Raw genomic sequence first — 18,968 nt, 5'->3', positions numbered from 1 at the left:
AGAAGTATTTCGCTCAGCGCAATTTGATGCTGCCGCCGTCGGCCATCAACGTCTGTCCGGTCATGTACTTGGAATCCTCGCTCGCCAGGAATACCACGACGGGAGCGATGTCGGTTTCGGGATCACCGATGCGTCCGAGAGGTACCTTGGCAACCGATGCGGCTGCGCGCTCGGGGAAGGCTTCCTGCCACTTGACGACGCCTTCGGTGGCGGCGAACGGGCAGACCACGTTGACCCGAATGCCTTCCGGCGCCCACTCGTTGGCGACGACGCGCGTCAGGCCTCGCACAGCTTCCTTGGCCGCAGCGTAGGACGTCTGGGTGGGCATTCCGTCCAAACCTGAACCCGATGCGAAGTTGACGACCGAACCCTTGGTCTTCGCGAGTTCGTCGTGGCACGCCTGCATGAGGTGGACAACGGGGTAGAAACCGGTGTTGAAGGACAGGTCGAACATGTCCTGCGTGGTTTCGAGCAACGGAGCCTGACGGGACGCGTGAGCGTTGTTCACCAGGATGTCGAGCTTGCCGAAAGCCTCGAGTGCGGCGTCACGGATCTGCTCGGCCGAACCGGCGGCAGCAAGGTCGACGTTCAGGAACTTGCCGGAGCCGGCCAGTTCTTGTTCGAGGGCCTGGCCCTGCTCGTCGTTGATGTCGACGAACAGGACCTTCGCGCCTTCACGGGCGAAGACTCGGGTGATAGCGCGACCGATTCCACCGGCGCCGCCGGTGACGATCGCTACCTTGCCGTTCAACCTCATGAAAACGCTCCTCTTCGTAAGTGCTGCTCAAACTGTTGCGGTCTCGTCGACTGCAAGTGCAATCTTTTCGAGGCCGGCGATGCTGTAGGCGGCGTAGGTCTCGTACGGCCCACGGCCGGAGAAGTAAGACGAGAGCTGGCCACCGAGCTCTTCGACGGTGAACGCGGATCCGGCTGCGTCGAAACGGTTCTCGACCTTGGGTGCTTCCATCAACGCCACCATCTTGCCGTAGACGACGAAGACCTGTCCGTTGATCTCGTCGGAATCGGGGGATGCGAGGTAGCTGACCAGGGTCGCGACGCGCTCGGGTGCAAGCGGATCGAGGCCGACGACGCCGGTGTTGTTCTCGCCGAAGGCTTCTGCCGTCATGGCGGTGCGCGCGCGGGGGCAGATCGCGTTGGTGCGGACGCCGTAGCGGGAGAGACCTGCTGCGCTCGAGAGCGTCAGAGCGGTGATGCCGGCCTTGGCTGCCGAGTAGTTGGGCTGTCCGGCGCTGCCGAAGAGGAAGGCCTCGGAAGAGGTGTTGATGATGCGGCCGTAGACCGGTGCGTCGGCTGCCTTGCTGGCTGCGCGCCAGTGGACTGCGGCTGCGTGCGAGGTGGCGGCGTGGCCCTTGAGGTGCACACGGATGACGTCGTCCCAATCGGATTCGGTCAGGTTGAAGATCATCTTGTCGCGCAGGATGCCTGCATTGTTGACGAGGATGTCGAAGGATCCGAAGTTCTTGACAGCCTCTTCGATGATGCGCCCGCCGAGCGACCAGTCGGAGACGTCGCCGGTGATGGCGAGTGCCTGTCCACCTGCGGCCTTGATCTCGTCGACCACGTCGTTGGCCGCTGCACCCATGTCGTTGACGATGACGGCTGCACCGGCAGCCGCGAGTCCGAGTGCTTCGGCGCGACCCAGGCCGGCGCCGGCGCCGGTGACGGCGGCAACTTTGCCTTCCAAGCTCAGTGATTGCGTCATGTCGTGCTCCTTCGATCCGGGCGGTCGGGTACGTCTTGCAGAATTAGTATTCATTCTAATTTGAAGTCGAGAGTTCGGTAGTCGGTTCCGAAAAAATCATTCGAGCGAAATCAGAATTAGTTCTAGTTTTGAACAGAAGTTTGGCCGACTGAGGAGGAGTCTCACTCAGCGGGAGCGGTGATCTGGGTCACGAGCGCTGCATGCCACCTTGGGGCGACGCGGCGATCCCACCGCGTACGCGTTTGCGTCACCACCGATCCGCTCAGGTCTCGGCCGCATTCGTCGGCTCCAGGGTCGGATAGTTCCCACCGAAAACGCAGTACGGTCGGCCCCGAATTCACCGGGCCGGACATCAAGGAAGGCACCAGCAGTGTCACTGAATTTGGCAGATCTGTACGAGGGCATCTCGGATCTGATTCCGGACCGCACGGCGCTCGTGTGCGATGGTCGTCGTCGCACCTACGTCGAGCTGGACGAGGGCTCGAATCGCATCGCCCGCCACCTGGCGAGCGTCGGTGTCGGGCCCGGCGATCACGTTGCTCTGCACATGCGCAACAGCATCGAGTTCGTCGAGAGTTTGCTCGGCTGCCTCAAGATTCGTGCGGTCCCGATCAACGTCAACTATCGCTACGTCGACGCCGAACTGACCTATCTGTACAACGATTCGCAGTCGGTGGCACTGATCGTGGACGAGGAGTTCGTTTCCGTCGTGGAGACGGTTCTCCCGGCCGCGCCCGGCATCAAACACGTCGTTGTCGTCGGCAAGTCCGTGGTCCGCGATATCGAAGGTGTCGACGTCGTTGGATACGCCGACGCTGCCGCGGAGCAGCCCGCTACTCGTGACTTCGCGCCCCGCAGCAACGACGACCTCTTCGTCATCTACACCGGCGGCACGACGGGGATGCCCAAGGGTGTCATGTGGCGTCATGAAGACTTCTACTTCGCGGCGCTCACCGGCGGAAATCCGTTCGGTCCGCCGCATACGACCGCTGAGGCTCTGTTCGCCGCGGTGCCGAACGTTCCCGCGATGAACATGCTCAGTACCGCACCCCTGATGCACGGTGCGGCGTCGTACTCGCTGTTCACCGGATTCTTCATGGGCGCCAACGCAATTCTCATGGCGCGGTTCGACGCGAAGGCGACGCTGCAGCTCGCCGGAAGTGAGAAGGCCGTCTCCATCACCGTCGTCGGAGACGCGATGGCACGTCCGCTCGCAGACGAATTGGCAGCAAACGCAGCAGATTACGACCTCAGCACGGTCGGAATGGTCTCGTCCGGCGGAGCCTTGTTCTCGCTCTCACTGCGGGAGCAGCTCAAGTCGATGCTTCCGAACCTGGTGATCCGCGACGGATTCGGCTCCTCGGAGTCGGGCGTCGACGGCAATCTGGAGATCGGCGAAGACGGCCTGATGCGCATCGCCGCTCGCGACGAGACCCGCGTCGTGGACGAAAGGATGCGGCCGCTGGAGCCGGGATCGCCCGAGACCGGCTACATCGCTCGCAGCGGTCACGTGCCGGTCGGCTACTTCAATGATCCGGTCAAGACCGCGGCTACGTTCCCGGTGATCGACGGGGTGCGGATGTCGGTGCTCGGCGACGTCGGACGCGTGGAAGCCGACGGCTCGATCGTCCTGCTGGGACGTGGTTCTCAGTGCATCAACACCGGCGGGGAGAAGGTGTATCCGGAAGAGGTCGAGCAGGCGCTCAAGAGTCACCCGGCGGTGCTCGACGCTTTGGTCGCGGGAATTCCGGATGCGAAGTTCGGTGAGCGCGTCGCTGCGGTCATCACGACCCGCGAAGGCTTCGACGTCCCGGACGCTGCCGAGATCGGTGAGCATTGCGCGTCGCAGGTCGCTCGGTACAAAGTGCCGCGCACCGTCATGAACGTTCCGTCGATCAGGCGTTCTCCCAGCGGAAAGGCCGACTATCGCTGGGCCAAGGCCACTCTCGCCGAGCAAGTCTCCTAGTCCGGCCGGAGCCGTCCAGCGCGTTTGTGAGGGACGCGTTGGGTGGCTCCGGTGCTCTAGCCTGTCACCGTCAGAACCAGCAGAGCGACGTTGAGTGCAACGATCAAGCCCGCCGCAATCCACGCCGCGACGGTCGTGAGCGGGGCATTGCGAGCGTCGCCCATGAGTTCGGGGTCCGAGGTCATTCGCACCAGTGGGATGATCGCGAAGGGGATGCACAGGCTCAAGACCACTTGGCTGAGCACGAGCGCCAGCGTCGGGTCGACGCCGAGTCCGAGCACGATCAGCGCCGGGACGAGCGTGACGATCCGGCGTGTGATCACCGGAATCCGAATGGCCAGAAGGCCATGCATGATCTCGGCGCCGGCCGCGCATCCCACGGAGGTCGACGCGAGTCCGGAGGCGAGGAGGCCGATCGCGAACACCACGGCTACGCCCGGGCCGAGCGAATTCTCGATCGCGGCATGCGCGCCGTCGATGGTGTCGGTGCCGGGTACTCCGCGCAGCGCCGAAGCGGCCAGCAGCAGCATGCCGATGTTCACGCCACCGGCGATGATCAACGCGACGACGACATCCCAACGGGTGACTTTGAGTAATCGCTGCAACCGTGGGCCGGGTTTGATGTGGCCGTGGCGATCACGTGCCAATGCGGAGTGAAGGTAGATCGCGTGCGGCATGACCGTTGCTCCGAGCATGCTGGCGGCGAGCAGTACGGTCTCGGTTCCTTCGAAGCGGGGGACCAGTCCGGCGACCGCTTCGCTGCCGGAGACGTCGGTGAAGGCGAGCCCGGTCAGGAAGCCGATGGTGATGATGGCCAGCAATCCCATCACCACGAACTCGAAAGTGCGCTGTCCGCGCCGACTTTGGATCGTCAGGATCACCATCGACACGCATCCGGTGATCAGCCCGCCGAGGAAGAGCGGGATGTTGAAGAGCAGGTTGAGTGCGATGGCGCCGCCGATGACTTCGGCGACGTCGGTCGCGATCGCCATCATCTCGGCCTGGAGCCAGAAGGCGCGGCGGTTGTTCTTACGCAGGCGCTGACCCAGCATTTCGGGCAGGGATCTGCCGGAGACGAGACCGAGTTTCGCGGACAGATACTGCACGAGGACGGCCATCGCGTTGGCGAGTACGAGTACCCAGATGAGGAGGTAGCCGTACTTGGCGCCGGCGGTGAGGTTGGCGGCGACGTTGCCCGGATCGACGTACGCGATTGCCGCGACGAACGCCGGACCGAGCAGGGCGATGGATCTCCCCGTGGGTCGTCGGCGCGGAGTCGTCGGCTCTTGCGTACTGGTGCTCATCGGTCTCCTGGTCACACGTACTCGGACCTGTTGGTTCGAATAAGTGAACTATAGAGTTCGGGGAGCCGAACTTTCAACAGCTGTGCGCGGTTAGCGACCGCAGAGGGTCCCTAACCGCGCACAGGCCGGTTAGGCCGTCACGCCGGCAGCCAGGAGAGCGCGAGCCTCGGGTCGGCCGTCGAGGAGGGCGTTGGTACGCAGTTCGACCTTCCACTCGCCGTCCGTCTTGATCAGTTCCCAGCGGTTCGCGGTGATGCGGAGGACCTTGAATCCCGTCGGGTTCTCGGGGTCTTTGATGACCAACTGCGAATGGCAGGTCGCGACGGCCTTGTTGCCGTCGATGCGGATGTGCGCGGGTGTCATCATGTGGGCCGCGCCGTTCATGATCCAGTTCTGGTGTGAGGCGCTGTGAACCATCGCGCGCAGTTCGCCGCGGCCGTGCATCGCACCGGTATCGACGTCGTAGACGCCGTCCTCGAGCCACAGGTTCGCGACCTCGTCGGCTGATCCGCTGTCGACGGCAGGGCTGTATGTGGTCAGCAGTTCGGTGATCGCGAGCTTGTCCTCGAGCAATTCCACTCGGGCGAGCAGGGATTCGATCAGGGCGGTCGAGTCGGTCATCGGTACGTCCTTTGCATTGGATTGTCGGGGAATCAGGAAGTGGTGAAAGAGAAGCCCTCGGTGAGGGCGATTCGGTGAAGTTCTTCGAGTTGTTCGCAGTAGTGCTCGACGCTTCGAGCGCCGACCGAGCAGCTGGCGATGGTCGCCCCGGCGTCACGGACGCGAGTCAAGGCGCGAAGGGTGGATTCGCGATTGCCGAGAGGATCGAGCGGCGCACCGGCGGGAAGCACCACGTCGAATCCGTCGGGGAGCGTCGTGGCGTCGAGCATTTCCTTCAGTTCGGAGAATCGCAGCCCGAACGGCACCCACCCGTCGCCGTGTGTGGTGGCCCGGCGCAGCGATCTCTTGGTCCGGCCGCCGATCCACAGCGGCACCCGTTTCTGGACGGCGTGGGGTTCGACGACAAATCCGGAGTAGTCGTAGAACTCGCCGTGATACTCCGGAGTCGGCGTCGACAGTGATGCCCGAAGTGCGGCCAAGGCATCGTCAGCGCGCGCTCCTCGGTCGGCAAATGGAGCATTTATGAGATCGAATTCTTGTTTCAGAGTCCCCACCCCGAGGCCGAGTATCAGGCGTCCATTGCTGACGCGATCAAGCGTTCCGTAACGCTTGGCGATCTCGAGGGGGTGGTGGTAGCCCAACACCAGCACCTGGGTCGCCAGCAGGATTCGTGATGTACGCGCGGCGAGAAAACCAAGGGTGGCGAGCGGATCCCAGTAGGTTCCGCCGCGCTCGGCGGCAATCTCCTCGGGGACCGCCACGTGTTCACTGCAGGTCAGATGATGGAAACCGAGTCGATCCGCCGTGGCGGCCACTGTGGCGATCTCGCCGATGTCAGCACTTGCCTCCCACTCCGAGCGCGTGCTCGGGTGCTGAATCAGGACCGGTGTGACGATTCCCAGGTGCATCGGGCGTTTATAGCGTCCCCACTCGCCCGGTGGCAGGTGAATTACCGCTGATCGGGATCGAAAAGATCGATTCACTTTCCAGAAACTGTGACCTGGGTTATAGTCGGTAGAATCAATTCCAGTTTTCGGGAGGCGTCCATGACCATTGTTGACATGAACGACACACTGTCCACCGTCCAGACTGCCGGTGGGCAACCCAAGAAGGATCTGCCGCCGTCGATGGTCGAGCGGATGACACTGATTCTCGACGCCTTCGACGGCCGCGCCGCGCGGCTGACGCTGGAAGAGGTCGCGTGCCGTACTCAGTTGCCGCGCTCCACGGTCCACCGCATTCTCGATCAGCTGGTCAAGCTGGACTGGGTCGATCACGCATCGTTCGGCTACTGCCTCGGGCGTCGCGCGCTCGGCCTCGGTGGTGGCGACGGCGGCCACAGCCAGATCCGCGAAGCCGCTGCACCGCTTCTGCACGAACTGCACCTGCAGACCGGCATGGTCGTTCACCTGTCGGTGCTCGACGGACGCGAGAGCGTCTATCTCGACAAGGTCGGCGGACGATTCGCCGCGGCGCTCCCGTCCCGCGTCGGCGGCAGAGTGCTCGCTCATTCGACGGCTGGTGGCAAGGCGATGCTGGCGTGGATCGACCCCGAGCGCGTCGACGCTCTGTTCGGGTCTTCTCTTCCCCGCTGTACCGAGAACACGATCACCGACGTCGCTGTGCTCCACCAGGAACTGAACCGCATCCGTCAGCGTCGGGGACTGGCCTTCGAACGCGGGGAGTCGGCGCGTGGAGTCGCTTGTGTGGCTTCGGCAATTCGCGGACACGAGGGTCCCGTCGGCAGCATCGCGTTGTGTGGTGACATGCGGACCGCTCAGCTCGAGCGAGTTGCTCCGCTGGTCGTCGACGCGGCTCGCGAGGTCTCACGGACGCTGTACCCCGAACTGGGTGCTCCTCGCCGCGGCCGCAAAACGCCTCCCGTTCCGACCAATACGTTCTCGGCGGAGACGATGGATCGCCTGCTGGCAGCGTCGTCCGACCACTGGATCTGACGTATTTTGATCGACTTGTCTCGCTGATCGGGACGAGTCATAGCAGCTCAGCGGTACTGATGGCACCGTTCGGACCATGACGACTGAACTGAGCTACGAGGGAACTCTGAAGGAACTGCAGACCGATCTCGGTGCGCTCCGGTACCACGAAGCCGGCGACGGCCCGCCGCTCCTGCTGCTGCACGGATCGGGCCCCGGCGTCACCGGTTGGCGTAACTACCGCGGCGTTCTCGCGCACTTCGCGGAGCACTTCCACTGCTACGTTCTCGAGTTTCCCGGATTCGGCGTCAGCGATCCCGGCCCCGACCATCCGATGATGATGGCGCAGGCGTCGGTCGGGATGTTCCTCGACGGCCTCGGCCTCGGCCCGGTCCACATGATCGGTAACTCCATGGGCGGCATCGTCGCCACCAAGGTCGCGATCGACGAGCCGCACCGGGTGAGCAAGCTCGTCACCATCGGCGGCATGGGAAAGAACACCTTCTCGCCGGGGCCCGGTGAAGGCATCAAACTTCTCATGGAGTTCACCGACAACCCCACCCGCGAAGCCCTGGTCCGCTGGTTGCATTCGATGGTCTTCGACCGTGCCGTCGTCACCGAGCAGCTCATCGAAGAGCGTTGGGCCCTGGCCACCGAGCCGACGACGCTCGAGATCGCCCGTCGTATGTACAGCAGCAAGGCCATGGCCGCCATGGGCGCGGCTGCCGCTGCGTCGACCGCCGTGCCGTACTGGGCGCAGCTGAACAAGATCAAGGCGCCGACGCTGTTGACCTGGGGACGCGATGACCGCGTCAGCCCCGTGGACATGGCGATTCTGCCGATGCGCGACATCCCCAACGGCGAAGTTCACATCTTCCCCAACTGCGGACACTGGACGATGATCGAAGCTCGCGACGCCTGGGTCGCGTCCGTTCTGGCATTTCTGACGCGTCCAGAAGGCAAGTAAGGCCCGTGCGCCTTTTTGGTAGCCCCCACTACCAAAAAGGCGCACAGGGGTGCTCCCACTCACCGGGAAGCGTTTCTGCACTTCGGTGGGCTACCTGCCACCGTTTCACCAACAGATTTTCATTCTGCCCAGGCACTCGCCGGGTAGCGAAACCAGAAAGCCGGAAAAATCATGGGTCAGGTTCTGGACAACATCTCACAGTTCGCCGACGAGATCCGCGCCGACGGAGTCGAGGGTGACAAGCTGATGCGCTTGACGGACGGCAGCGCGAAGCGCTTGCGCGACTCCGGCGTCATCCGGATGTTCCAGCCGAAGGAGTTCGGAGGCCTCGAGGCGCATCCGCGTGAATTCGCCGAGACGGCAATGGCTATCGGCGCGATGGACGGTGCCACGGGCTGGGTCAGCGGCATCGTCGGTGTGCATCCGTGGGAGCTTGCGTTCTTCGACCGCAAGGCTCAGGAAGAGGTGTGGGGAACCGATCCCGATACGTGGATGGCGTCGCCGTATGCGCCGATGGGTGTGGCGAGGCCGGTCGAGGGTGGGTACATCCTCAACGGTCGTTGGTCGTTCTCGTCCGGTACCGATCACTGTGACTGGATCATGATCGGCGCGATGGTCGGTGACGAGTCCGGTAAGCCGTTGATGCCGCCGAAGCACCTGCACGTACTGCTGCCGCGCTCCGATTACGACATCGACCAGGACAGCTGGAATGTCGTGGGCCTGCGCGGAACCGGGTCGAAGGACCTGATCGTCAAGGACGCATTCCTGCCCACCTACCGCACGATCGACGCCGGAAAGGTGTACGACGGGACGGCGTGGAAGGAAGCGGGCCGTACGGAGACGTTGTACAAGTTCCCGTTCTCGTGCATTTTCCCGTTGGGGATCACCTCGTCGTTGATCGGTATCGCCGAAGGTGCGTTGGCGTGCAATATGGCGGCGCAGCGTGAGCGTGTGACGGTCAGTGGTGTTCCGATCAAGGAAGATCCGTACGTGCTGTTCGCGATCGGTGAGGCGGCGGCCGAGATCGCTGCTTCTCGGGCTGCGATCTTGGAGACGGTGGATCGTTTCTGGGACATGACCGAGAAGGGGCAGGAAGTTTCGTTCGAGCTTCGTGCGATCGGTCGCCGTACGCAGACTGCTGCCGCGTGGCGTGCGGTGCGTGCGGTGGACGAGATCTTTGCTCGTTCCGGTGGTGGGGCTTTGCAGTTGAGCACGCCGATGCAGCGGTTCTGGCGTGATGCTCATGCCGGTTTGGCACATGCGATTCATGTGCCTGGCTCCATCTTCCATGCGTCGACGCTCTCGCAGCTCGGCGGCGAACCGCAGGGTATCCACCGCTCGATGATCTAGTCCACAAATACTTTCGAAGCAAGGACGGTTAGGCATGACTGAAATTAGGGGCCTGGGGTATCTCAGGATCCAAACGCAGGACGTGGCTCGCTGGCGCGAGCTCGTGGTCGACGGACTCGGCCTCGCGGTCGGTAGTGGCCCGGAAGCCGACGGCCTCTACTTGCGCCTGGACGAGCGTCGTGCGCGACTGATCGTCCTGCCCGGTGAGACGGACAAGGCTCTCGCAGTGGGTTGGGAAGTGCGAGATCAGTTCGCGCTCCAGCGTGTTCGTGAAGCAGTGGAGAAGGCCGGAGTCGAGGTCGAGGTTCTCTCCGAGGTCGACGCCAGCTACCGCGATGCCGAGCAGGTCATCGCATTCGACGATCCCAACGGCAACCGAGTCGAGGTCTTCTTCGGACCGGTACTCGACCACAGCCCGTTGGTCACCCCGCACGGCGGCCGTTTCGTCACCGGCGATCAGGGCCTCGGCCATGTGGTGCTTCCGGTTACGCGTTTCGACGAGGCATACACCTTCTACACCGAGGTGCTCGGATTCCTCCCGCGCGGTTCCATCCGTCTCGGCGGTATCGATGCGCCGCCGCCGGCTCGCCGCGTTCGCTTCATGGGTGTCAACCAGCGCCACCACAGCCTGGCGTTGTGCCCGGCGCCGCCGGTTGACGAGCCCGGTCTCGTGCACCTGATGATGGAAGCCGAGACTCTCGACGCCGTCGGTCAGGCTCTCGATCGTGTTGCCAAGCTCGGCTTCTCGATCTCCTCGACGTTGGGTCGCCACACGAACGACAAGATGGTGTCGTTCTACGTGCGCGCACCGGGTGGATGGGATCTGGAGTTCGGTTGCGAAGGCATGCTTGTCGACGAAGCCTTCTACACCGCTGAGGAAATCACGGCCGACAGCTACTGGGGCCATGACTGGTCCGAGAGTGAACCGCTGGCCGCGTTCACTCCCAAGAGCTAGCTCTTACGCAACGAAAAAGCTCGGTCCCAATGGCATATCGGGGCCGAGCTTTTTCGTGCGATAGATCAGGAAGCTGCTGCGGCCAAACCGGTTTCGAGGTCGGCGAGAATGTCGTCGATCCCTTCGATGCCGACCGCAAGGCGGACGAGCCCCGGGGTGACGCCCGAAGCGAGCTGCTCCTCGGGGGTGAGCTGCGAGTGCGTCGTCGACGCGGGGTGGATGACGAGTGAGCGAACGTCACCGATGTTGGCGACGTGGCTGTGCAACGTCAGTGCGTTGACGAACTTCTTGCCTGCGTCGACTCCACCGGCGAGCTCGAACGCGACGATGGCGCCGGTTCCCTTGGGAGCCAGCTGCTTTCCGCGCTCGTGCCAGGGCGAGGATTCCAGTCCGGCGTACGCGACCGACGTGACCTCGGCGCGGCCCTCGAGGAATTCCGCGACCTTCTGGGCGTTGGACACGTGGCGCTCGATGCGCAGGCTCAGTGTCTCGATACCCTGCGAGATGAGGAAGGCGTTGAACGGTGCGATGGCCGAGCCGAGGTCGCGCAGAAGCTGAACGCGTGCCTTGAGGGCGTAGGCGGGTGCGCCGAGATCGGCGAAGGTGACGCCGTGGTAGCTGGGGTCGGGGGTCGTGAAGTTGGTGTGGCGTCCCTGGGTCCAGTCGAAGGTGCCACCGTCGACGATGACGCCGGCGATCGCGGTGCCGTGTCCGCCAAGGTATTTGGTGGCGGAGTGGACGACGATGTCGGCGCCGTGCTTCAGCGGCTGAATGAGATACGGAGTTGCGACCGTGTTGTCCACGATCAGTGGGATGCCGTGCTCATGGGCGACTGCGCTGATGCCGGGGATGTCGAACACGTCGTTCTTGGGGTTGGAGATGGTTTCGCCGTAGAACGCCTTGGTGTTCGGACGGATTGCCTCACGCCAGTGATCGAGGTTGTCCGGGTCCTCGACGAAGTCGACGGTGATACCGAGCTTGGGCAGCGTGTAGTGGAAGAGGTTGTACGTGCCGCCGTACAGGCGAGGGCTTGAGACGATGTGGTCCCCGGCCTCGGCGAGGTTGAGGATCGCGAAGGATTCGGCGGCCTGACCGGACGCAACCAGCAGAGCCGCGACTCCGCCTTCGAGGGCGGCGATGCGCTGCTCGACGGCGTCCTGCGTCGGGTTCATGATGCGGGTGTAGATGTTGCCCGGCTCGGCGAGGCCGAAGAGCGCCGCCGCATGGTCGGTGTTGTCGAAGACGTAGCTGGTGGTCTGGTAGATCGGAAGCGCCCGAGCGTTGGTGGCGCTGTCCGGGCCCTGTCCGGCGTGGACCTGCTTGGTTTCGAACGACCAATCGGCGGTCGGATCGGTATCGACGGGGGTGTTCTCGCTCATGAATTCATACTCCGTGGTGAAGGTGGGTTGGTGCGGGTCAGGCGGTTTCGACGACTGTATGCACTGGGACGGGATTGCGGGTGAGATCGAGTACGGGGCAGTGTGCGTCGACCGTTTCCTGCAGTTCCAGGTAGCGCTCGCGGGTTTCGGGGCCGGTCAGGGTGACGACCACGCGGACCTCGGAGAATCCCGGACGGACGGCGTCGTCGAAGCCGAAGAATCCACGAACGTCGAGGTCACCTTCGGCTCTGGCCGAGATGTCGTCGAGAGCGATACCGAGTTTGTCCGCCCAGACGCGGTAGGTGACCACCTGGCACGAGAGCAGGGAAGCAAGGTAGTACTCGACAGGATTGGCTGCGGTGTTCTCGCCGCCGAGGGCCGGCGGCTCGTCGACCTCGACGCTGTACTTACCGAGAGAAATAGTGCTGGCAACGGCGTCGTGCGCCTGGGCGGAAGCCTTGAAGACGACGTGCGCTTTGCTCGCGTCTTTGTCGATGGCGTCGGCGTTGGCTGCTACGACGGAACTCAGGTGTGAGATGGAGGCGGTGGTCATGACAGAAATGTCCCCTGATCTGGGTGTACATACGAGTATCGACGTGAGCGGCGCTCACGTCGTAGGTCCGATCAGTAGATCGGACACCCGGATGTACAGACATGCGCAAAGTCGACATGGCGCCGCCGCGTCAGCAGCGTGCCCGTCTCGTATGCGCCGATTCCCGTCACAGGAGAGACTGTAACCGGTTCATACCCTTTCCGACCAGACGTATAGGAAATCTGTCTCGGATTGTGGTCTGTCATGCGGGCGGCAGTCCGCTCCACCGGGGTGTCCGACGAGTGGCGAAAGCGTCGAGTCCTTCGGCGATGTCCGGAGAGCGCAACACTGCGTCCTTGGCGTCGTCGGTGACCTTCCATCCGTCGGCGTCGGCGTCGGCGTAGAGAGCCTCGATGGCCTTCAGACTCAGACTCACGGAGGTGGGGGAGGACTCGCAGATCTCCGCTGCCATCACCAGTGCCTCGTCGAGTGCCTTACCAGGGGCAGTGACTGCATTGACGACGCCGAGGTCCTTTGCCCGTTCGGGATCGAGTGTGCGGCCGGTGATCAAGAGTTCACGGGCGACGTTGATCGGAAGCGCGCGAGGAGCCCGAAAGAGTGCGCCGGACGTCGCAACCAGACCGCGTTTGGTTTCGGGAAGGCCGAATTGCGCTGTGGCAGAGGCGACGATCAGATCGCAGGCCAGTGCGATTTCGAAACCGCCACCAAGCGCGTAGCCCTCGACTGCAGCGATCAGGGGCTTGTTCCGCCGGCGCCGAATGACGCCGTACTCACCGCCGCGAGGCATGCGAAGGTCGGCCCGCTCTCGGATATCGGTTCCGGCGCAAAAGATATTGGGGGTTCCGGTGATGATGCCGACCCACAGATCAGGGTCGTCGTCGAGAAGATTCAGCGCGGCTTCGATTCCCTCGGCAGTCTCACGGTTGATCGCGTTACGGCGTTCTTCGCGTTCGATCCTGACGATGAGAACGCGGTCATGGCGTTCGGTGGAAACAGTCGACATAATTGGACTGTAGTCCACCTATCGGAGGCGGAGGTGCGTCACCTGACGGGACGGACATTGGACACATTCCGGACTGTGGCGAAGACTGTGTTCTGAGGCGGAGAAGGGCAGGTCGACGTGATTTCCAAACGAGAACAGAACAAGCGCGACACCAACGACAGGTTGCTCTCGGCTGCTCGAATTCTGTTCTCGGCGCAGGGTTTCGCCAGCACGACCGTCGACGACATCGCCGAGCGAGCCGAGGTGTCGCGAGCCACCTTCTTCAATTACTTCCAGGGCAAGGACTCGGTTCTCGAGGCGTTGCACAGTGATCATCTCGATCAGCTTGCGGCACTGGTGGATCAGCTCATGGAATCGCCGATGCCGACTTCTGATCGGATCTCCCGGATTTTTCAGGACTTTGCGCAGCAAGCGATCATGCACCCGCGCTATCTGCGCATGGTGACTGCAGAACTCGAGCGCGACTTCGCCTCCTCCGGAGCGGGGGCGGCCCACGATCATCGGTTCCACGTGGAACTTCTGCGGATCGTCACTGCCGGTATCGAAGCCGGCGAAGTGAGATCGGACTACCCGCCGCTCTTTCTCGCACAGATGATCGGTGGTACGTACGGAGCGTTGGTCCGCTTCTGGCGGCAAGACGCCGATTACGACGTGGTCGGAGAATTCGATCGCGGAGCCAGGTACGTCGCGGAAGGCATCGCTGCTCGCTGATCAGGGAGTGGGCACTACCAGAGGCAGCATCTGCTGGACGCTCTCCGAAAGATAGTTTGCGGCAGTCTGATCGCCGGACAGATGGCGCAGCAGGCTCTGCTGGAACAGGCCGTCGAAGATTGCGTACATCGCCGCCGAGGTGACCGATGCCTCTACGTCGAGAAGCTCGGCGTAGCGAGAAACGATGCGCCAGATCATGTTTTCGAGACTCTCGTCGATCGCGGCGACGTCGGCTCGGAACGACTCCTCGAACATCGACTGCGCGCGCAGGTCGTACCAGAGGCGGTGCATCGTGGGTTCTTCGATCATGGTCTCGGCGAGCAGTGCGCCGAAACCGGTTTTCAGTTCCTCCGGTGTCTTCGCGGTGGCGACGATGCCGTCGTAGCGGGTGACGCAGCGTGCCTTGTAGTGGCGCACGCAGTGGGTGATGAGATCGACCTTGTCGCTGAAGTAGTAGTGCAGGACGCCGTGGGAGAACTCCGAATTCTGGGCGATTTCGCGCAGGCTCGTGCGTGCGTAGCCCAATTCGGCCAGGGTTTGCAGTGCGGCCTCGGCGAGTTGATCACGTCGCTCGGAGAATTTGTCGACCTGGCGACGCGACACTTTGTCTGCGTTGGACCGCTTGGCGGAGTCGGACTGCTGGCCCGGTGAGCTAGGTGCAGCCTTTTTCCCTGCCTCACTAGGCTTCTCGACTGTCGTGGTCACGATGGCACGTCCTGTTCCCTGCGGTTTCCACAGCGGCACGATCACCGCGTCCGAATCAGTGTAACCCCTGGTCTTTGACGAGCGTGTAACAAAATCTTGACAGTCGTCAAGATTTCTCTTGACACTCGTCCAAAGTTGAATACTCTGTGACTCACACCACTTGGCAGCGTCGCTGTGAACGGTGGCATCGCGAGAGTCGTTTCAGTCATGGAGGCAGTCGAAAATGAGCGTGTTTGATCTCGAGGGACGAAAAGCACTGGTCACAGGTGGTGCCAAGGGGCTCGGAGCCGGAATGGCTGAGGCGTTGGCGAAGGCGGGGCGTCAGTGATGATCGGCGACGTTCTCGAAGACGAGGGTCGTGCCACCGCAGAGGCTGTTGGTTCGGGCGGAGTCAAAACCGGCTTCGTAAAGCTGGACGTCACCGACGACGCCAACTGGGAAGAGGCAGTCGCCGCCACCGCGGAGACCCTCGGCGGCTTCGACATCCTCGTCAACAACGCAGGCATCGAGATTTCCTCGCTGGTGGTCGACCTCGATCCGAATGACATCCGCCGTATGTGTGAGGTCAACATCCTCGGAACAGCGCTCGGAACCAAACACGGACTGCGCAGCATGCGTCCGGGTGGCGTAGCCGGAACCGGCGGTTCCGTCATCAACATCTCTTCAGTGGCCGCAACCATTCCGTTTCCCGGGATCAGTGGATACTCCGCGACCAAGTCCGCGGTCGATCGCTTCACCAGAGTTGCCGCCGCCGAGTCGGGCAAGCTCGGCTACGGAGTCCGCGTCAACTGCATCTACCCGGGTCTTGTCGCCACGGAGATGGGTCTCGGACTCGCGGCGGACATGGAGAAGCTCGGTCTCTGGCCCAGCGCCGAAGCAGCAGTCGGAGACGTCATCGGCCTCACCCCGCTCGGCCGCCTCGGTGAAGTGAACGACATGGCTGACGCCGTTGTGTTCTTGTCCTCCGACGCCGCGCGATTCATCACCGGTATCGGCCTCCCCGTCGACGGTGGCATGGGCATGTAACTCGCCCTTCATTCGTACGTACACCCTTCTCACGTCTTCGAAAGGTTCCACGAACATGTCCGAAAAGAAGCCCGTCATCGTTTACGGCGTCTCCGGGTACACCGGCCGTCTGGTGTGTGAATACCTGCGCGAGTTCAACATCCCGTTCATCGCAGCCGGCCGCGACGCCGCTCGCATCCAAGAGGTCCTCGACAAGATCCCTGGTTTGGACACCGTCGATCACGAAGTCGTCGAGGTCGAGCACACGGTCGAGGCTCTCACCGAATTGTTCACCGGCGCACAGGTTGTCAGTAATATGGTCGGCCCGTTCATCAAGCTCGGCGGCACCGTCGTCGAGGCCGCGTTGAATGCCGGTTGCCACTACATGGATACCACCGGTGAGCAGGACTGGGTACTCGACGTCCAGGAGAAGTTCAGCGACAAGTATCAGGAGAAGGGCCTGCTTCTCTCGCCCGGTATCGCGCAGATGTACACCACCGGTGAGATCGCGGCCAATATCGCACTGGAAACGCCGGGCCTCGATACGCTCGACATCCTCGTGCTGTGGAAGGGATTTCCCACCTACGCGTCCACTCAGACGATCTTCACCATCCTCAAGGCAAACTGGTACTACCTCGAGCAGAACAAGTACGTGCAGTGGGCGCCCGGCCAGACTTTCGACGTCGTCGTTCCGGGCCAGCACGAAACTGCGCTTGCATTGCCGTGGGGCGGAACGTGCCACCCGGTGTGGTTCAAGAACGATCCGCGAGTTTCCAACGTCAAGGCTGCGGGCGGAGTGTTCGACCGCACCGTGATGGAAGGCGTTGTCGCGACGCAGAAGATCGTGGAGGAGCAGATCAAGACCCTGCCCGCCGACGAGCAGGAAGCCGCCTTGGCCGAGATCGCCGGATCGGTTCAGGCCGGTATGCCCCCTCGTGAAAATCCGCGCATCAACACCTCACTCGACTCCGTCTACGCGTCGGGCCCGCTGGGTCGCTCGCACGTCGTGATCCACGGAAACTGTAACTACAAGCAGACGGGCCTCCTGCACGCCTATGCAGCGCATTCTCTGCTCCAGCAGGCGCCGAAGCGGACCGGGCTTGCCTCGGCTTGCCAGGCGTTCGGCCATCGCGAACTGCTCGGCGCGCTACGTAGTTTCGGGCTGGCTCTGGAGCCGGAAGTAACCATCAACGCCTAACTCGTCGCCCTCGTCATCATGTTCACGGCTCCCGGCGTGTAGCGCGCCGGGAGCCCCGCCCTGGAGGCTCCCCATGCGTTTGACCGACTATCTCGACAAGGGAGCCTCTCTTGGTTCCACCGCACCGTGTTTGACGATGGGGGAGCGCACTCTCTCCTACGGCGAGGTGCAACAGTTCAGCCGACGCTTCGCAGCTTCGCTCGCGGCTTCGGGCATCGCGCCGGGCGAAAAGGTCGCGATTCTGTCCGGCAACGACCCGATCTCGTTCTCGTGCGTATTCGGAATAAGCCGGGCCGGCGGCGTCTGGTGCCCGATCAACCCTCGCAACGAAGCTGCGGAAAACCGAGACCTGTTGGATTTGTTCGATTGTCGCGCTCTGTTCTTTCAGAAGTCCTATGCGCCGCTAGTCGACCAGATCAAGGATGCGCTTCCCCAGTTGGTGACGCTCGTCTGTATCGACGGCGAATGGGATTCGGCACAGTCCCTCGAAAGCTGGCTCGGGGAAAAAGAACTCGACGCCGCGGCGCCCGACGACGTCACCATGCTGGTCGGCACCGGTGGTACAACTGGACGGCCAAAGGGAGTGATGTTGACCGGGCACAACATCGAGACGATGACCGCAATCACTTTGATGAGTTATCCGTTCGAGGGGCGCCCGGTGTATCTGGCGCTGGCACCGCTGACTCACGCCGCCGGTGTTCTGTGCTTCCCGATCATGGCCCTCGGCGGCGAAGTAGTGATCATGCCGAAGCCCGACCTCGGGTACTTCCTCGCGAACGTTCAGAAGCACAAGGTGACTCACACCTTCCTGCCGCCGACGCTCATCTACATGCTGCTCGAGCACGAGGCCCTGTCGGCCACGGATCTCAGCTCGCTGCAATGCTTCTGGTACGGAGCGGCGCCGATCTCCCCGACCAGACTCGCGGAGGCGATCGACAAGATCGGCCCGGTCATGGCTCAGCTGTTCGGGCAGAGTGAAGCCCCCATGATGATCTCGACGATGTCACCGAAGGAGCACTTCGGCTCGGACGGCACTGTCGCAACGTCACGACTTTCGTCGGCGGGTCGACCGTCGCCGCTGGTGACCGTGGGGATCATGGACGACAAAGGCGCGCTGCTCGGACGTGGCGAGCGTGGTGAGGTGGTGATTCGCAGTTCGTTGGTGATGGCGGGTTATTACAAGAACCCCGACGCAACCGCGGAAGCGTCAGCCCACGGCTGGCATCACACCGGCGATATCGGGTACCTGGACGAGGACAATTTCCTGTTCATCGTCGACCGTGCGAAGGACATGATCATCACCGGCGGTTTCAACGTCTATTCGGTCGAGGTGGAGCAGGCACTCATGGCGTATCCGGGGATTCAGGACTGCGGAGTGATCGGGTTGCCGGACGACAAGTGGGGCGAACGCGTTGTGGCAGTGGTGCAACCGCACCTCGGCGCCGACATCGACGGCGCCGAGGTGATGGCTTTCGTGAAGGCTCGCATCGGAAGTGTGAAGACTCCGAAGCAAGTCATCGTCTGGGACGATCTACCTCGCTCCAAGGTCGGCAAAGTTCTCAAGAACGAGATCAAGAGCGAGCTGACGGGCTGA

Annotated in this window: 17 protein-coding genes and 1 pseudogene; 9 read left to right on the top strand and 9 right to left on the bottom strand. The window is 62.8% G+C overall.

Annotated elements, in window-relative coordinates:
- Positions 1 to 13 precede the first annotated feature (13 nt).
- On the bottom strand, positions 14 to 757 hold the full coding sequence (locus tag EHW12_RS25495; protein ID WP_019745385.1) for an SDR family oxidoreductase: 744 nt from the start codon (positions 755 to 757) through the stop codon (positions 14 to 16).
- Positions 758 to 784: 27 nt separating this feature from the next.
- Positions 785 to 1,723: a 3-oxoacyl-ACP reductase gene (locus EHW12_RS25490; protein ID WP_007729451.1), complete on the bottom strand. Its 939-nt coding sequence runs from the start codon at positions 1,721 to 1,723 to the stop codon at positions 785 to 787.
- A 370-nt stretch (positions 1,724 to 2,093) separates the two neighbouring features.
- Between EHW12_RS25490 and EHW12_RS25485 the strand changes: the two genes are divergently transcribed.
- The gene (locus EHW12_RS25485) at positions 2,094 to 3,689 is read left to right on the top strand and encodes an acyl-CoA synthetase (protein ID WP_007729448.1); all 1,596 of its coding nucleotides are present in this window, start codon (positions 2,094 to 2,096) and stop codon (positions 3,687 to 3,689) included.
- 56 nt (positions 3,690 to 3,745) lie between these two features.
- Here the strand turns inward: EHW12_RS25485 and EHW12_RS25480 are convergent, their stop codons facing one another.
- The 3 genes from EHW12_RS25480 to EHW12_RS25470 form a co-directional block, all read right to left on the bottom strand.
- Complete coding sequence (locus tag EHW12_RS25480) at positions 3,746 to 4,993, bottom strand: Nramp family divalent metal transporter (protein WP_007729446.1); 1,248 nt, start codon at positions 4,991 to 4,993, stop codon at positions 3,746 to 3,748.
- Between the two features lie 129 nt (positions 4,994 to 5,122).
- Entirely contained in the window at positions 5,123 to 5,614 is a 492-nt protein-coding gene (locus EHW12_RS25475) for a nuclear transport factor 2 family protein (RefSeq protein ID WP_003939809.1), read from the bottom strand.
- Positions 5,615 to 5,646: 32 nt separating this feature from the next.
- A complete protein-coding gene (locus tag EHW12_RS25470) occupies positions 5,647 to 6,522 on the bottom strand; it encodes a TIGR03619 family F420-dependent LLM class oxidoreductase (RefSeq protein WP_083056640.1) in 876 nt (291 codons plus the stop codon).
- 138 nt (positions 6,523 to 6,660) lie between these two features.
- On the opposite strand from EHW12_RS25470, the gene EHW12_RS25465 reads away from it, so the two are divergent.
- The 4 genes from EHW12_RS25465 to bphC all read left to right on the top strand — a co-directional run bounded on the left by EHW12_RS25465 (position 6,661) and on the right by bphC (position 10,820).
- Entirely contained in the window at positions 6,661 to 7,569 is a 909-nt protein-coding gene (locus tag EHW12_RS25465; protein ID WP_003940451.1) for an IclR family transcriptional regulator, read from the top strand.
- Positions 7,570 to 7,645: 76 nt separating this feature from the next.
- Positions 7,646 to 8,515: an alpha/beta fold hydrolase gene (locus EHW12_RS25460; protein WP_125052034.1), complete on the top strand. Its 870-nt coding sequence runs from the start codon at positions 7,646 to 7,648 to the stop codon at positions 8,513 to 8,515.
- 171 nt (positions 8,516 to 8,686) lie between these two features.
- The gene (locus EHW12_RS25455; RefSeq protein WP_125052032.1) at positions 8,687 to 9,865 is read left to right on the top strand and encodes an acyl-CoA dehydrogenase family protein; all 1,179 of its coding nucleotides are present in this window, start codon (positions 8,687 to 8,689) and stop codon (positions 9,863 to 9,865) included.
- 34 nt (positions 9,866 to 9,899) lie between these two features.
- Positions 9,900 to 10,820, top strand: coding sequence for a biphenyl-2,3-diol 1,2-dioxygenase (gene bphC / locus EHW12_RS25450; RefSeq protein ID WP_003940493.1), 921 nt, complete (start codon positions 9,900 to 9,902; stop codon positions 10,818 to 10,820).
- Between the two features lie 65 nt (positions 10,821 to 10,885).
- Here bphC and EHW12_RS25445 read toward each other — a convergent pair whose 3' ends face one another.
- The 3 genes from EHW12_RS25445 to EHW12_RS25435 all read right to left on the bottom strand — a co-directional run bounded on the left by EHW12_RS25445 (position 10,886) and on the right by EHW12_RS25435 (position 13,755).
- Positions 10,886 to 12,199 carry a bifunctional o-acetylhomoserine/o-acetylserine sulfhydrylase gene (locus EHW12_RS25445; RefSeq protein ID WP_003939848.1) on the bottom strand — a complete coding sequence of 438 codons (1,314 nt, stop codon included), beginning with the start codon at positions 12,197 to 12,199 and terminating at the stop codon, positions 10,886 to 10,888.
- A gap of 37 nt (positions 12,200 to 12,236) precedes the next feature.
- On the bottom strand, positions 12,237 to 12,752 hold the full coding sequence (locus tag EHW12_RS25440; RefSeq protein ID WP_007732784.1) for an OsmC family protein: 516 nt from the start codon (positions 12,750 to 12,752) through the stop codon (positions 12,237 to 12,239).
- Between the two features lie 241 nt (positions 12,753 to 12,993).
- On the bottom strand, positions 12,994 to 13,755 hold the full coding sequence (locus EHW12_RS25435) for an enoyl-CoA hydratase-related protein (RefSeq protein ID WP_003940058.1): 762 nt from the start codon (positions 13,753 to 13,755) through the stop codon (positions 12,994 to 12,996).
- Between the two features lie 117 nt (positions 13,756 to 13,872).
- Between EHW12_RS25435 and EHW12_RS25430 the strand changes: the two genes are divergently transcribed.
- The gene (locus tag EHW12_RS25430; RefSeq protein ID WP_003940428.1) at positions 13,873 to 14,466 is read left to right on the top strand and encodes a TetR/AcrR family transcriptional regulator; all 594 of its coding nucleotides are present in this window, start codon (positions 13,873 to 13,875) and stop codon (positions 14,464 to 14,466) included.
- On the opposite strand, the gene EHW12_RS25425 is transcribed toward EHW12_RS25430, so the two are convergent.
- Entirely contained in the window at positions 14,467 to 15,069 is a 603-nt protein-coding gene (locus EHW12_RS25425) for a TetR/AcrR family transcriptional regulator (RefSeq protein WP_042448650.1), read from the bottom strand.
- A 325-nt stretch (positions 15,070 to 15,394) separates the two neighbouring features.
- Between EHW12_RS25425 and EHW12_RS25420 the strand changes: the two are divergent.
- From EHW12_RS25420 to EHW12_RS25410, 3 genes and pseudogenes are all read left to right on the top strand, one after another.
- Positions 15,395 to 16,197 (top strand): annotated as a pseudogene (locus EHW12_RS25420) (SDR family oxidoreductase).
- A gap of 55 nt (positions 16,198 to 16,252) precedes the next feature.
- Entirely contained in the window at positions 16,253 to 17,374 is a 1,122-nt protein-coding gene (locus EHW12_RS25415) for a DUF5938 domain-containing protein (protein WP_003940189.1), read from the top strand.
- 73 nt (positions 17,375 to 17,447) lie between these two features.
- Positions 17,448 to 18,968 carry an AMP-binding protein gene (locus tag EHW12_RS25410; RefSeq protein ID WP_125052028.1) on the top strand — a complete coding sequence of 507 codons (1,521 nt, stop codon included), beginning with the start codon at positions 17,448 to 17,450 and terminating at the stop codon, positions 18,966 to 18,968.

Origin of the sequence: Rhodococcus sp. NJ-530 (assembly GCF_003860625.1) — a bacterium.
Classification (GTDB): Bacteria; Actinomycetota; Actinomycetes; order Mycobacteriales; family Mycobacteriaceae; genus Rhodococcus_F; species Rhodococcus_F qingshengii.
This window is presented reverse-complemented; position numbering and strand designations above follow the sequence as displayed.